Annotated in this window: 19 protein-coding genes; 3 read left to right on the forward strand and 16 right to left on the reverse strand. The window is 48.4% G+C overall.

Translation table 11 applies throughout. The annotated features are described in order from the left end of the window. Window positions 1-10: 10 nt before the first annotated feature. Complete coding sequence (locus tag EAT1B_RS07715; protein ID WP_012727597.1) at window positions 11-193, reverse strand: hypothetical protein; 183 nt, start codon at window positions 191-193, stop codon at window positions 11-13. Further along, window positions 193-981: a GNAT family N-acetyltransferase gene (locus EAT1B_RS07720; RefSeq protein WP_012727598.1), complete on the reverse strand. Its 789-nt coding sequence runs from the start codon at window positions 979-981 to the stop codon at window positions 193-195. The genes EAT1B_RS07715 and EAT1B_RS07720 overlap by 1 nt, the downstream gene beginning before the upstream one ends. A 51-nt stretch (window positions 982-1,032) precedes the next feature. On the opposite strand from EAT1B_RS07720, the gene EAT1B_RS07725 reads away from it, so the two are divergent. Continuing rightward, window positions 1,033-1,497, forward strand: coding sequence for a GNAT family N-acetyltransferase (locus tag EAT1B_RS07725; RefSeq protein WP_012727599.1), 465 nt, complete (start codon window positions 1,033-1,035; stop codon window positions 1,495-1,497). Here EAT1B_RS07725 and EAT1B_RS07730 read toward each other — a convergent pair. The 3 genes from EAT1B_RS07730 to EAT1B_RS07740 form a co-directional block, all read right to left on the reverse strand. Beyond that, window positions 1,494-2,075, reverse strand: a complete 582-nt coding sequence (locus EAT1B_RS07730) for an NUDIX domain-containing protein (protein WP_012727600.1) — start codon at window positions 2,073-2,075, stop codon at window positions 1,494-1,496. The genes EAT1B_RS07725 and EAT1B_RS07730 overlap by 4 nt on opposite strands. Then, the gene (locus EAT1B_RS07735) at window positions 2,072-3,076 is read right to left on the reverse strand and encodes a S66 peptidase family protein (RefSeq protein ID WP_012727601.1); all 1,005 of its coding nucleotides are present in this window, start codon (window positions 3,074-3,076) and stop codon (window positions 2,072-2,074) included. Before EAT1B_RS07735 ends, EAT1B_RS07730 begins: the two co-directional genes overlap by 4 nt. A 63-nt stretch (window positions 3,077-3,139) precedes the next feature. Continuing rightward, the gene (locus EAT1B_RS07740; RefSeq protein WP_012727602.1) at window positions 3,140-3,448 is read right to left on the reverse strand and encodes a hypothetical protein; all 309 of its coding nucleotides are present in this window, start codon (window positions 3,446-3,448) and stop codon (window positions 3,140-3,142) included. Between the two features lie 142 nt (window positions 3,449-3,590). Here EAT1B_RS07740 and EAT1B_RS07745 point away from each other — a divergent pair, with 142 nt between their 5' ends. Further along, window positions 3,591-3,905 (forward strand): hypothetical protein, encoded by a 315-nt coding sequence (locus EAT1B_RS07745; protein WP_012727603.1) that lies wholly within the window; start codon window positions 3,591-3,593, stop codon window positions 3,903-3,905. A 73-nt stretch (window positions 3,906-3,978) separates the two neighbouring features. Beyond that, window positions 3,979-4,764: an SDR family NAD(P)-dependent oxidoreductase gene (locus EAT1B_RS07750; protein WP_012727604.1), complete on the forward strand. Its 786-nt coding sequence runs from the start codon at window positions 3,979-3,981 to the stop codon at window positions 4,762-4,764. A 35-nt stretch (window positions 4,765-4,799) separates the two neighbouring features. Here the strand turns inward: EAT1B_RS07750 and EAT1B_RS07755 are convergent, their stop codons facing one another. The 11 genes from EAT1B_RS07755 to EAT1B_RS07805 form a co-directional block, all read right to left on the reverse strand. Further along, window positions 4,800-5,594 (reverse strand): GNAT family N-acetyltransferase, encoded by a 795-nt coding sequence (locus EAT1B_RS07755; RefSeq protein ID WP_012727605.1) that lies wholly within the window; start codon window positions 5,592-5,594, stop codon window positions 4,800-4,802. Window positions 5,595-5,638: 44 nt separating this feature from the next. Then, a complete protein-coding gene (locus tag EAT1B_RS07760) occupies window positions 5,639-6,136 on the reverse strand; it encodes an NUDIX domain-containing protein (protein ID WP_012727606.1) in 498 nt (165 codons plus the stop codon). Further along, window positions 6,133-7,200 carry a trans-acting enoyl reductase family protein gene (locus EAT1B_RS07765; RefSeq protein ID WP_012727607.1) on the reverse strand — a complete coding sequence of 356 codons (1,068 nt, stop codon included), beginning with the start codon at window positions 7,198-7,200 and terminating at the stop codon, window positions 6,133-6,135. Before EAT1B_RS07765 ends, EAT1B_RS07760 begins: the two co-directional genes overlap by 4 nt. Window positions 7,201-7,240: 40 nt before the next feature. Then, the gene (locus EAT1B_RS07770) at window positions 7,241-7,720 is read right to left on the reverse strand and encodes a hypothetical protein (RefSeq protein ID WP_012727608.1); all 480 of its coding nucleotides are present in this window, start codon (window positions 7,718-7,720) and stop codon (window positions 7,241-7,243) included. 90 nt (window positions 7,721-7,810) lie between these two features. Beyond that, window positions 7,811-8,440 carry an NAD(P)H-dependent oxidoreductase gene (locus tag EAT1B_RS07775; RefSeq protein ID WP_041917955.1) on the reverse strand — a complete coding sequence of 210 codons (630 nt, stop codon included), beginning with the start codon at window positions 8,438-8,440 and terminating at the stop codon, window positions 7,811-7,813. Further along, the gene (locus EAT1B_RS07780; protein ID WP_041917956.1) at window positions 8,437-9,429 is read right to left on the reverse strand and encodes a ring-cleaving dioxygenase; all 993 of its coding nucleotides are present in this window, start codon (window positions 9,427-9,429) and stop codon (window positions 8,437-8,439) included. The genes EAT1B_RS07775 and EAT1B_RS07780 overlap by 4 nt, the downstream gene beginning before the upstream one ends. A gap of 27 nt (window positions 9,430-9,456) precedes the next feature. Beyond that, on the reverse strand, window positions 9,457-9,900 hold the full coding sequence (locus EAT1B_RS07785) for a MarR family winged helix-turn-helix transcriptional regulator (RefSeq protein WP_012727611.1): 444 nt from the start codon (window positions 9,898-9,900) through the stop codon (window positions 9,457-9,459). 131 nt (window positions 9,901-10,031) lie between these two features. Further along, window positions 10,032-10,463, reverse strand: coding sequence for an N-acetyltransferase (locus EAT1B_RS07790; protein ID WP_012727612.1), 432 nt, complete (start codon window positions 10,461-10,463; stop codon window positions 10,032-10,034). An 11-nt stretch (window positions 10,464-10,474) separates the two neighbouring features. Then, window positions 10,475-11,605, reverse strand: coding sequence for a tetratricopeptide repeat protein (locus EAT1B_RS07795; protein ID WP_012727613.1), 1,131 nt, complete (start codon window positions 11,603-11,605; stop codon window positions 10,475-10,477). A 49-nt stretch (window positions 11,606-11,654) separates the two neighbouring features. Next, complete coding sequence (locus EAT1B_RS07800) at window positions 11,655-12,194, reverse strand: DUF402 domain-containing protein (RefSeq protein WP_012727614.1); 540 nt, start codon at window positions 12,192-12,194, stop codon at window positions 11,655-11,657. A 64-nt stretch (window positions 12,195-12,258) separates the two neighbouring features. Continuing rightward, complete coding sequence (locus EAT1B_RS07805; RefSeq protein ID WP_012727615.1) at window positions 12,259-13,311, reverse strand: DUF58 domain-containing protein; 1,053 nt, start codon at window positions 13,309-13,311, stop codon at window positions 12,259-12,261. Window position 13,312 lies beyond the last annotated feature (1 nt).

The raw sequence follows: 13,312 nt of genomic DNA on the forward strand, positions 1-13,312 counted from the left end.
AAGGATTTCACTAGCGTTTTTTTGTATAATATCCAGCCCATAGGATGCCACCGATAGAAAGAAGGGTTATACTCACGCCACCTAACAGTAGACCTTGCGACACACCTTGTGGGAGATTCGTCGTCAGGGCAATCAGGGTCACGGTATTTCCACTAATCAGCGCAATGATACAGATGACCAACAACCGCTTCATCAAGCGTCCTTCACCATTTCAAATTGGGCAATCTCATCTTGGACAAATCCCAATCGTCGTGCCGCTTCGACCCATTCAGGACGGTCTGATGTCAACGTGATATGAAGTGGCGATCGGCTCGCGGCCGCCCGCAATAACCATTCCGCTTCTTCTGCTTGTCCAAAAACATCGAGCAAGACGTGATCGCGGTATAACAAAAATCCTGTTTGATCCCCTTCTACGACTTTGACTAACTCAGCAGCTTGTTGGGTCACGCGCACATCGCGTTGCCAAATCGGAACGTGACTCGCTGTCGGATACAACTCATCAAATAACGTTTGAATCGGTTCAGACGTCATGTCTGCGTTCGTTTCTAATGAGACCGCTTGGAAGTAGAGGATTTCTCGAGTCGTTTCATAACCTAGTCGTTCATAGAGAGACACTGCCGCATCATTGCCTTGAATGACTTCGAGTAAACGAGTGCCTACTGCCGCCTCTTCAAATCGTCTCATCAATTCGGTCGCGACTCCTGCTTTTCGGACATGTGGGGCGACAGCAAGTCCACCACAACGTGTCTGCCATCCTGAATCAAGATGTGCAATCCCGCTTAACACGACACCAACAGGTTCTTCACCATCATAGGCTACAATGGAACGGGACGGCTGATTTTGATTACGAACAAGAAAAACATCTTCGAACGTCTGCTCATCGAATTGAAACGGAATGATGTAATCAGAAAAACCGCTCATAAACGCACGGTATAAATCTTGTATTGGTGGATTTTGAAGGTATGTAAACTGTGTCGACATATAATTCCCCTTTTCTGAATAAAAATCAATAACGCTCGAAGGAGACTTCTTATGAAAATCACGCTCGAATATCGAAATGATACGCATCAATCGATTCTCGATACGTTCGCACTACCGACGGACCAAGAAAAGTATACGACCCTGCCCAAAGACATGGATGATCCATTACCTGATGGCGTTCATCCGATTGTCATTGTCACATCGAAACCAGTCGGGATGTTCTTACTGCATGACAACGAACGCGTCATTTCCTATACGACCGAATCGAATGCTTTGCTCTTCTCCGCCTTTGCTATTAACTATGAGGACCAAGGGAAAGGCTACGCTAAAGCGGCACTCCAAGCACTTCCGCAGTTCGTAAAGCAACATTTCCCTCACATTCGTGAAATCGTCCTGTCGGTCAATCTGAAAAACGAAGCCGCCTTCTGCCTTTATATGAGCGTTGGGTGGAGCGATACCGGACGTCGAATCGGTGGACCGATCGGCGAACAGCGTATTCTTTCCTTAACGATTTAGGCATCCATTCGTGTCAAACTCTCAAATACGTTTTGCCAGTAAGTCTGACGATGCGGAACTAAATCGCCTTGCGTGATTTGAACAAGATGATTCGTCATTAGGGAGTTCCCTTCAATCGTCCGCAATCTTCCTTCTGTAAGCGCCAAAAGCTCGTTCCTGTTTACAGCTACGACATCCATCACTTCCTGGTCGTCAAACCGAAGTGTTTCATCTTGATAGACGTAGCCGTACGTATGTGCAAACTCGCGATCAAGAAACTCGTCCAGTTCAATCACGTCTTCAAAGATTCCCATAAAGGTGAGTTGTTCGAACGTCAATGACAGTCCGAGCTCTTCTTCAATTTCACGAACGCCATTCGCTATTGTCTCATCTGTTGCGAGGTGTCCCGCTGCCGTAATATCATATTTCCCGGGGAAATCCTGTTTCTCCATGCTTCTTCGCTGAAGATAAATGAGGTCTTCTTTCCAGAACCAGCAGTGGAACGTCTCATGCCAATCCCCGTCAAGATGAACTTGATTTCGCTCCTTCTCCCCTATTTTCTGGTGATTATCGTCAAAAATAGTGAGGTGCTCCTTCATTCCGACACCCCATCTTCTAAAAATCGGATAATCCCATTCGTCGTATCTAACTCAACTTGAATCCCAATCGGGAAAACGTGTGATGGAAAGGTGTGACCGATATCGACATTCGTCAAAATCGGAAAATCTTTTTCTCCGATGATTTCAAGCAACAAGTCGTTGAATGAGAAGGGAGCTGATTGATCTTGAAAATGCTCATGCTTCCCGATAATCAGACCCGAAATCTCATCAAACACACCCGCCAGCTTCAGCATACTAAGCGAACGTTCTTCTTCAGCCATCGTCTTAAACGAGTCTTCTAGGAATAGAATCGCGCCTTTCAAATCGGGATAATAATCCGACTTGAAGAACCCAGACATCGTGTTCAGATTCCCGCCAATCAACGTTCCTTGTGCCTTTCCATCCTTCAGAGAAATCCATCCTTCATTCGGTTGGAACGTCTTGACACGTTGTTGCGTCGACCAATCGAGCATCTCTTCCGTCCATTCATCAGGGATATGTAACTGAAACGGAGCCGTTCGTTCTAAACAGAGAATGTCTTTGACATATTGCTCCCCCGTCTCGAACATCCCTCCGTATTCACCGAATGAGGGGACGATTGCCGGACCGTAAAATGTGACGACGTCCGTTTTGGCATAACAGGCCATCAAGATTGCCGTGACATCACTATATCCCATGATGATTTTAGGATGACGTCGGAGTTGTTCATAATCGATATATGGTAACACCGAGTTCGAATTTGTTCCACCAATTGTACTGATGATCGCTTTCACTTCAGGATCATGTAAAAATGCGTTCAATTCGTCAGCACGATCCCGAATGGACGAGGACCGATATCCTTCTGTTTTATATGTACACGTGCCCTCTTTCACCTTGAATCCCATCCGCTTGAGCTGTTCAACCCCACGTTGGTAACGCCCCTCAAACTGAACAGGTGCCGGAAAAGAAGGCGTAATGATCCCTATCGTATCCCTCACTTGCAACTTTGGTGGTTTAATCATGATCCCCACTCCCTCGTAACATCATTATGACCGCATTATACCGTAGGAGTGGTAAGTCATGCTTCAAAATAAATCAGGGTCTTCCGATAACGTTCTCACTTTTCGAACTTTCGCCGGGCGTCCTGTCCATCCGAGTGCCACAAAGAAAAATGCACCTGCGAGTACGCCGAATAAAGCGGTCAACCCTACTTGAATCCCCACAAATCCATACTGTTCTCCAAGTTTCACGAGGAAGAGCGGTGCAAACAGACAAGTCATACTGAGTGAAAAAAGACCTCCCCATACTCGTCGCTTTGCATTACCAATGGTGAACCAACCAAACGCAGTCCAAACACAAGCAACCAATCCTAGCGCACCAACCATCATCCACATGCCCACACCTCACCTTTTCGTTTTTCTTTCTATTCCCCATTTTTCTTGTGATTCCTACTATTTTTTCAAGTAATGAGAGAATTTCCGGGTAAAGGTAAATTAGATAAGATGCGAAACGGGACGACAAGGGAGTGAGGTAGACATGAGTTCACGATTAACCTTTGCCTTAATCTTTCTCGGTCTTTTTTTAGTCGCCGTTTATTGGATGAGCACGTGGAATGACAACATGGTCGAAGGACAGATTGAACGAGTCGATATTCCCCAAATATTGATTGAATCTACCGAATCCTCTGAAGAAGTCACATTGCGTGTCATCTTAATCAATGATCAAACCGAAGTCACTGGCATCGTCAACAGCGTACAAGGACTACAGAGCGGCCAACTGGTGACAATCGAGGTCATTCCGACGGATTCGAACTTGAACATCGCACGCACGATCGAAGTCACCGCTCCATGATTTTTTGAAATGAAGCGTAACTTTTCCAGAACTGTGGAATATGAGAACAGAATCATAAAAAGGAGTGATCGGATTGATTTCAAATAAATTACTATCTGGAAAAGTAGCGTTTGTGACCGGGGCAGCCTCCGGAATCGGACGTGCCGCGGTCATCCGCTTCATTCAAGCCGGAGCAAAAGTCGCCATTGTCGATTTGAATGAAGAAGATGCGATGCGTCTCGCAAGCCTTGTCGGGGAAGAACGCGCCATCGGGATCAGTGCAGATGTGTCGGATGAATCCGCAATGAAAGAGGCCTATGAACGGACAATGGAACGATTTGGTCAACTCGATATCGTCTTCGCGAACGCCGGTCGAAACGGGACCATCACACCGATTGAACATTTATCATTAGATGATTGGAATGGCGTGGTGGAGACGAACCTCACTGGAACCTTTTTGACCGTCAAACATGCTATTCCTCATTTGAAAGAGAATGGCGGGAGTATCATTATCACTTCATCGATCAACGGGAACCGCTATTTTAAAAATTTCGGATTCAGTGGCTACGCGACGACAAAAGCTGGTCAAACCGGCTTTGCGAAAATGGCTGCTGCGGAACTCGCTCAATTCGGGATTCGTGTCAATTCCATTTGTCCTGGGGCCATCGATACGAATATTGACGATTCGACCAATCGAGACGATGCGTTGCTCGAAGAAATTGTCATTCCAATCGAATATCCACTTGGGAATCAACCGCTTGCCGGAAAATCGGGCTCCGCAAAACAAGTCGCCGATGTCGTCTTATTTTTCGCGAGCAACATGTCGAGCCACGTCACCGGCTCTGAAGTATACGTCGATGGGGCTGAATCGCTCTTGTAATCGAAAAGCAGGTCACCTCACCCGAGGCGACCTGCTTATTTAAGGATTGGACTTTTCATGACCGCTTTTTGATAGAACGGCTGAAATCCAAGCCGTTCCATATTGCGACCAGACGCCGAATCGACTTTCGTCGTAACCGTCAACAGATTGCATCCAAGTGCTTTCGCTTCGGCAATTCGTTCCAAAATAAGTTGTGTCTGGTACCCTTTTTGCCGATACGTCGGAACGGTGCTCGTCAGAAACAACTCTCCAATCCCGTCTTGCGTGGCTAAAATCCCACCCGCTACGACAGCATCCTCTTCTCGCACTAGATAAGCATGATTACTCGGTAGTGCGTAAAAGCCTTTGGCTGTATCGACCGTCTCTTGAAGGATTGTGCCCGACTCGGCGAATCCAGCCGCAACGGCGTATGCCCACTCATGGAGTGTCTCATCCTTCACTTTTTCGACCTGGGTCGGTACAGATGTGGAGGCATGCTGTGTCAAATCCAACGTCCATACGTCCAAAAAATGATCGAGCGTGTAGTTACGTTCTTGCAATAAGCGGAGCAAGGAATCTTCCGCTAATGGGCAAACTTCAATATGTAAACGTGATACGTTCTTCCCACGCACCCATTTTTCCATTTGATGCAGGTCGTAAAAGCTTGTCGGCCGATTCAACCCGAATCCGACCGCAAAACTCATATTTCCCATTTTGAACACGTGCCCTTTTCCTTCTACGTGTAGTTCCGCACCTTCATAGGGAGGGGTTTGTTTACGATATCGAATGTAAGCAGACGTCCCCTCTGCTTTGATGCGTTCGATACGCCTTGCCAATTCTAAACGTTTCACGCTGTTCCCTCCCTTGTATATTCTATGTTGAGTGTAGCACATGTTCACGGTCGGATGAGATGACCGTATTGAATCAGCCGTTCCCGGACAGAAGGAACAAGTTCTACACACTCAAGGACCGTCTCCCACTCTTGTAACGTCACATCGACGACTTCATCTGCTTGCAGTGACAGTCGTTCGAAGTCGATTGGTTTCTCGCACACGAGACAATACATATCCAAGAAATATGTGCCCCGCTTAATCGTTGTCACGAACCGGAGTTGCTCAGGCAATACATATAGTCCCAACTCTTCTTTTAGCTCACGGACCGCGCCTTGTCGACTCGTTTCCCCAGCCAAAATCGAGCCGCCCGTCCCTTCCCACAGAAGCGGATACGTCTTATCCGGATGACGCTTCGACAGCAATAATCTCCCATCCGGATCGAACGTGAACACTTCGATGACCGTATGAAACGTATGTGGCTCTAGTTCATCCCCACGAAAGTGCGTTCGACCGAGCGGTTGCCGATTTTCGTCGAGTAAATCCCATACTTCTCGATTCATGGACGAATCTCATCAATCACGAACGAAGAGGAACCTTGAATCTCTTCGATAAAGTGAGATCCGAATAGCATGGCTGGTGTGAAGCTTCCGGCAAGCATCCCACCCGAACCGAGCAACCGCTTGACGACGGCGAGCGCCCCGTACACGGTGAAGGCATACGTACTTGCCGTTTGAATACGGACGACTACTTTTCGTCCTTCCTCATTCGTTGCTTCGCCCCATACGTACGTCGATGATTTTTCACGTACAGCCTCGTCTGGTCCCGATACGTTTTCGTCGACATAACGGAGCAATCGTTCCTGCACGGCCTCTTTTCCGAGAATCGGGCTGAACCATGACAAAGCGCGAGCAGCATAGGCGGCCGCTGTCGGCACTGGTACCCATGTCGTAATATTCGGAATGTCCGTCGTGTAGTAGGCGGTCGAAACATCTCCCCACGGAATCGCAATCGCGGTACGGCTTCCGCGACCAAAATCAATCGTTCTCCGCTTTGCCCCAATTGGAAATGGTGATAATTTGCCGTTCACACGTTCCACACTACTCGACCCTAGTCCACGAACGGCCGTCTTCATGGTTCCTGGTGAGATGCCGGCTGCCGCCGAAAAGCCAAGAGCGAGTGTTGTCGCATCCGGTATCAACTCTTTTAATTTCCGCGCGACACAGTCAGTCGGAATGACATCAAATCCGACACCCGAGCATAAAATCACACCACGTTCTTTGGCTTGAGTCGCTCGCTGTTTAGAATGGACATATTCGAACACGTCGATTTCCCCGGTAATATCTAAGTAATGCGTACCTGTCTCTAGACATGCCTCGATCATCATTTGGCTCGTATCCGTGAAAGGACCTGCACAATGAAGGACTAAATCCACATCGTGAAGCGCCTCGATTGCGGCTTCACGACTCAATGCAAAAATCGATGTCTCGCAACCCAGTTCATCTCCTAGGCGATGAATCGCTCTTGCGTTTCGTCCGGCAAGAACCGGACGCATTCCGTCACGAACGGCTTGTCGGGCAACCAGCTCACCCGTATAGCCATTCGCCCCATAAATCATCCATCTCATTTTTACTCCTCCTTATGTCAATGTGTCCTTGTTCGTTTCCCTAAAAGAAGTTGAATCGAACGAAAAATTCTTGGATGACATCGATGATATACACACTTCCCGTTACAATAAGTAAATATCCGATTGGGATGAGCAGACTTTTCACTGTTTGTGGTTTTGTTATGTCTCCCCGATGCTGTAGTAGACGATCTACCAAGTAAAACAAGACCGCTGCGAGCAGACTGAGCCATGACAAGACGAGCCCGAATAGTATATGTAAAGCAAACGAAGTGAACCTCCTGAATCGTTTCGAACTGAACCGATTCGCCAACCAATCACTGCACCATGAGGTCACGACACCATAGGTCAACATGATCGGAAAACTGACCGTTACATAGGCAACCGTCATCAGAAGGAAGCCATTCAGTACGCCACTCATCCCTCCATTTTCTCGTACACCCATCATAGTGACCCCACACGCTAACAGAATCGCATAGACGGGCGAAGCGATGGATGCTGTGACAATTTTACGATTCCACATCTGCACTCCCCCTAATCCCTTCCAACTTTACACGACCTGTTCTGAAAACGCACAAAAACCAGCCTAAATTTAGGCTGGCTTCGCGATTTGTTAGTTGTTTGCAACTTCTCCGGCTTTCGTACGGACCGATTGCATCGCTTCCGTCCATGGAAGGAGTTGATCGAGCATATCGTTGACCGATTGTGCTTGCACGTCTTTCGGAGCGAAATGCGTGCCGTTCTCGAAGTCCGTGAAGAGTGAGAGTGCAGGATGGACACGTACGTGAGCGATTGACAATTCGCTCAAGATGCCACGTAAATGTTCTGTTGCCCGTGCTCCACCGACAGAACCGTATGACACGATTCCAGCTGCTTTGTTGTTCCATTCGACGCGTAAGTAGTCGAGTGCGTTTTTAAGAGATGCTGAGATGGAATGATTGTATTCTTGGACGATGAAGATGAATCCGTCCATTTGCGCAATTTTCTCCGACCAAGCTGCTACGCCTGATGCGTCTTGACCCGCTTCACCGAGAAGCGGCAAGTTGTAGTCTGCGATGTCGATGACTTCATAGTTGGCATCGCCACGTTTGTCGGCGAGTTCTTTCACCCATTCCCCGACTTGTGGGCTGACGCGACCTTCACGAGTTGATCCGAGTACGATTCCGATGTTTAACATAGTAGTTCCTCCTTGGTTATGTTGTGATGCATCTGATTTTCCAAACAAGCGATTCAAGAAACTCATTTCATGCCCTCATATTCTTTCTCAAATGTTTTCGTGCTTCTGACCGTATCGATCGGTCGTACCATCGCCTCGATTTGCGAACGTTTCGCTTCGAGGAACGGCGGGAGTGACAACTTCTCACCGACCGTCTCGTACGGCTCGTCTCCCATGAATCCAGGTCCATCTGTCGCCCATTCGAACAAGATTTGCGGCGCGACACGTGCATAGGATGATTCAAAGAAGAAGCGATCGACGTAGCCAGAAGTCGGCAAACCGAACTGTTGGAGACGTGCTGTCCATTCATCGAGGACGCTACGGTCTTCGACACGGAATGCGACATGGTGCACGGTACCGAACCCTTGACGCGCTTGTGGAGATGTCTCGTCGTGAATGACGATCACTTGCGCTCCGTTTCCACCTTCACCTCCTTCAAAGAGATACACATCACCTTCTCGCCCGATCTCTTTAAATAGCATCACTTGCTCCATCACTTGTTTGAAATATGTGATATCGGCGATGCGAATAAAGATGGGACCGAGTCCCGTGATCGCGTATTCAAGCGGGATTGGACCGTTCTTCCACGGCTCGCCCGACGCGATGCCTTCGTTGAACTCATCCGAGATGAGTTGATACGCCTGCTCATCAAAGTCGATGAACGAGAGCGTCTTCTTCCCGAACTGTTCTTGAATCCCTTCGTGCTCGACACCGAGACGGTCGAAGCGACGGACCCAATACGTCAACGCTTCATCTGTCGGCACGCGGAACGACGTCTTCGCGATTTCATTTGTTCCGTGCTTGCCTTTCGGGATACCTGGAAAGTCGAAGAAGGTCATGTCTGTCCCCGCGTTTCCTTTATCGTCCGCAAAGAATAAGTGATACGTTTGAATGTCGTCCTGGTTGACCGTTTTTTTCACCAAACGCATGCCTAACACGTGAGTGAAGAAATCGTAGTTTTTTTCGGCACTACTCGTGATTGCTGTGACGTGGTGAATTCCTTTAACATGATTCATCATTCTCTCTCCTTTTATATCTTGATTTCAAGATACATGATTAAAATTTTTTGCGGCTTCTGCCCGCTTTCCTATTTGTTTCAACTGTTCAATCGTTTCGTTTAATTGCATCCCTTCAAACACAGCGTTCATATGCTCCGTATGCTTAGGGAAAATATCTTGCATCAAGCGCTCTCCGGCATCTGTCAGCGCAGCGTATGTGATGCGACGATCGCTCGGACAAGCCTTACGAATGAGATATCCTTTTTCTTCTAACCGGTCCACGACGTATGTCATGCTTCCGCTCGAGAGGAGAATTTTCTTCCCGATGACTTGAATCGGTTGATCCCCTTTATGATATAAAAACTCGAGTACGGCGAACTCGGTCGCGTTCAATCCGTAAGACGCCACTTCCTGCTTCACCAGGTCTTGTAACGACTGAGAGGCACGTAACAGCACAGTAATTGTTTTTAGTGCATCAGATGGTTCCATCTGTCTCCCTCCTTTGTCCAAGAGAGCCATTAACTTAAATTCAAATATCTTTAATTCGAGATAAATATATCATGTGACAATTTTCCCGTCAATCGATTTGATTCAAAAAAATGAGACGGGGTGTTCCCGTCTCATTCCCCTCGCCGAATCACAGCCATTTCACGACCGAATCGATGGCCTTCATCAACGAATCCTAGGCTTTCATATAAGTGATGCGCTGCCTCGTTCTCAGGGTGATAGCCGACGACAATCTTTTTTTCTGCGCCGATTTCTTCAAGCATCAGCTCGGTCGCCTGTCGACCAATCCCTTTGCCTTGATGAGCATGGTCGATCATGATTCGGTAAATCCACCATGCATCCAACTCCTCAAGCTCTGTATTGTACATGAGGAAGCCGACCATCGTCTCGTCCTCATAAATTGCGCGCGGGCGTAGCGTCGGTTCGTACATCGCTTGCAGTAACGAAATCGCATTCGGCTCCATATACGACTGTTCTTGTTCACTTAATGCCAATTGACAGCATGTATACCAATTTTGTGCATCGATCGGGCGTAATGAAATCATGTCATTCTCCTTTAGTCATATGTCTCATTTAAGTTTCTTGCATAAAATGCGATGGCACGGCGGTACCGCGCGATGCTCTCGTCCGCTTTCGGACTTGCAAGCAGTTCAAGTAACGTTCCCGTCGCTTCTTCATGACGACCGACGTTGTAATGGGTCATCGCTTGAAATACCTTGAGCGCCCCGTGATTCGGGAATTGCTCGATTGCCTCTTCAAATAATTGTTCCGCTTCCGTGTATCGTCCGAGTGCCCGATACGTACTGCCGAGTCCGAGATATGATTCCGCCAACTCTTCCCCCGTCAACCCGAGTCGGATGGCCCGTTCATAATGCGGGACCGCTTGACGTTCTTCACCGAGCGAGTCATAGCACCACGCACAGTACGCATGTAGCCTCGGATTCTTTTCATCTTTCCACAAGAGCGACAAGAACAGTTGCTTCGCCTGCTCGAGTTGTCCCTCTTCACGGAGACGGACGGCTCGGTCAAACTCACTTTCTTCTATCACGTCGGTTCCCTCCTGTGCGAAATCTTCGTCTAACCATGCTTGTAGCGTTTCGTAATACTTGCCGATATGTACCCCATCAACGAGTGCGTGGTGGGCTTGAACGGATAATGGCATGACCAGACGCTCGCCTTGGCGTTCGAACTTGCCCCAAGCGATGCGCGGCACGCTGTCATGTTGTTGCTGATGCGTCGGGTGCATGATACTCGTGAACGTGACCCACGGGACACTCGTGATATACAGTAAGTCGTCGGGCTCGTCATCCCCGACCACGACTTCATCGCCAGCTTGCTCCATCCGCGTCGTCACTTCCTGTAAGAATGTCGGTAAATCCTCATTGAACGTGGCCGCACAAAAGTTGAAGACATCCTCGTCTAACATGACCGTGAACGAGGGGTGGACCACCTCGTGTTCGACGACCTCTTCACCACGAATCCGATAGCACAATTCCGGAATCGCGTTCGCCGCTCTCACCGCACCGTATAAAAAGAGTTTGAAGAACGATTGATCGCTCGCCTTGGCATATGTATAGAGATTTGTCACATCTACGTTTGCCGTCACGTTGAAATGTGGCGCATCAAACGCTTTGAAAAACTCGAAGTGCTTACGTCGTGCCCACGTCTCGATTTCAATTTTTTTCATAAAAACTCCCCCTCCTACGCTCTTACTGTAGCAGAGAGAGTGAATTCGCTCATAGCTTTTGTTTTAACTGTTCATAATGTCCTTTTGCCAAATCAAAGTAGATGAAGTCTCCACGTTCGATCCGTTCGAGCGTCGCTTCGAATTCACGCCATCCACGTTCGACTTGTTCAGGCGTCAGCTCACCGCTTTCGGCCGCCTCCTCGAACTCATCCTCATCCTTTTTGACGATATCCCCATTTGGAAACACGAGAATATCGAGCAACAAGTCGTCCATGTACGGAATGCCATTTTCTTCGCCGATTCGGTCGACGAGGTCGATATACCACTGCACGATTTCCCCTTCCGGATTGATCATCACTGTCACACCGAACGGTTCATTGTCCGGGAAATATTGGAGCCAAGCAAACCCGGCATCCGCCACGATGAATTCTTCCCCTTTATGCTTTTTATATAATGGTGCCCGAACCTCATCGATTTGGAATAAAGCAACCACCCCGGAAAATTGTTCCGTCTGAACGCGTTCTTGCGCATAACGGTTCTTTAAAATTCGCTCCCAGTCTCGTCGATTCGCATACTTCCGTTTTGCCATATGGATCTCTCCCTTTCGGTCATCTCTGTATGATACAGTTCGCCAGAAGAAGGAAAGTTCCTTGTTAGTCGTACAGGTTATGCTGATTGAACCAGACGAGATGACTTTGCTTCAAGCGTTTCCGCTCGACCATACGGACGAACGCGTCTGTCGAGATGAAACGGTTCCCGGGATGGAGATTGGCCAGCATCAAGAGGATGAGGCGTGAACCTCGCTCTCCCTCTTGAAGAGAGATATGTTCCATCCTCCCTTCCCCGTTGAAGCGGTTGATGAACAGCTCGACTTTACACTCTTCTTTTAAGAGTCGGGTCATCACATATGCGACTTGGCTGATGATCGACTCGAAGTCGTGATGGAGCGTGTAGCCGGACGGCCCACTCAAATCTACTGCGAACGTGAACGTATCGAGCGATGTCTTTTGAAAGACTTTCGACTGGACTCGTCCAAGTTTTGCCGTCGCGACCCAGTCAATCTCTTTTACCGGTTCCCCTTCATAAGGCTTTGACCCCAGAACCTGCAGTGGATTCCGAAGTGGTGATGCGGTCAAAGGCCGGTCACCAAGCGCTAAACGTTTCGTGCCGACCGGTGGGTGTAACGTAAGGGACGGTAATACCGTCCACCGCTTCTCGATGGGGCACTCGAGTAAGTACGTCCCGAGATGAAACGGGAGCGTCACAGCAAGTATGCATTCTTCGATGTAGGCAGGACCTCGGAATTCGGCTTGAATGTGAAGCATCTGACGAGCCTGATCTGTACGTAATGTCAAATCCAAACTATTCGGGGACCGGTCGTGGGCTGGAAAACTGAGCGCTGTATTGGATTTCAGTCGAACACGAACCGGAAGCCCGAGTCGTTCGACGACTTCACTTCCATCTAAAATCAGTTGTACCTCCGTCTCATCCCCGACAAAGAGAAGGGATTCATGGCTATGTATGTGAAGCCGAAGAGCTTGTTCCAACTGTTTCCGTGTCCGTTCAAAGAACCAAACGATGCCCGCAAGTAAACAAAGCGCATATCCGACAATCTCCATGTACGGGACGAATACGAGAATCACCCCAGCGAATCCATAAACCGGAATCCATTGTTTCTGTAGGGCGTTATGTGTCGAGAAGGTCATC

Origin of the sequence: Exiguobacterium sp. AT1b, from assembly GCF_000023045.1 — a bacterium.
Taxonomy (GTDB): domain Bacteria; phylum Bacillota; class Bacilli; order Exiguobacteriales; family Exiguobacteriaceae; genus Exiguobacterium.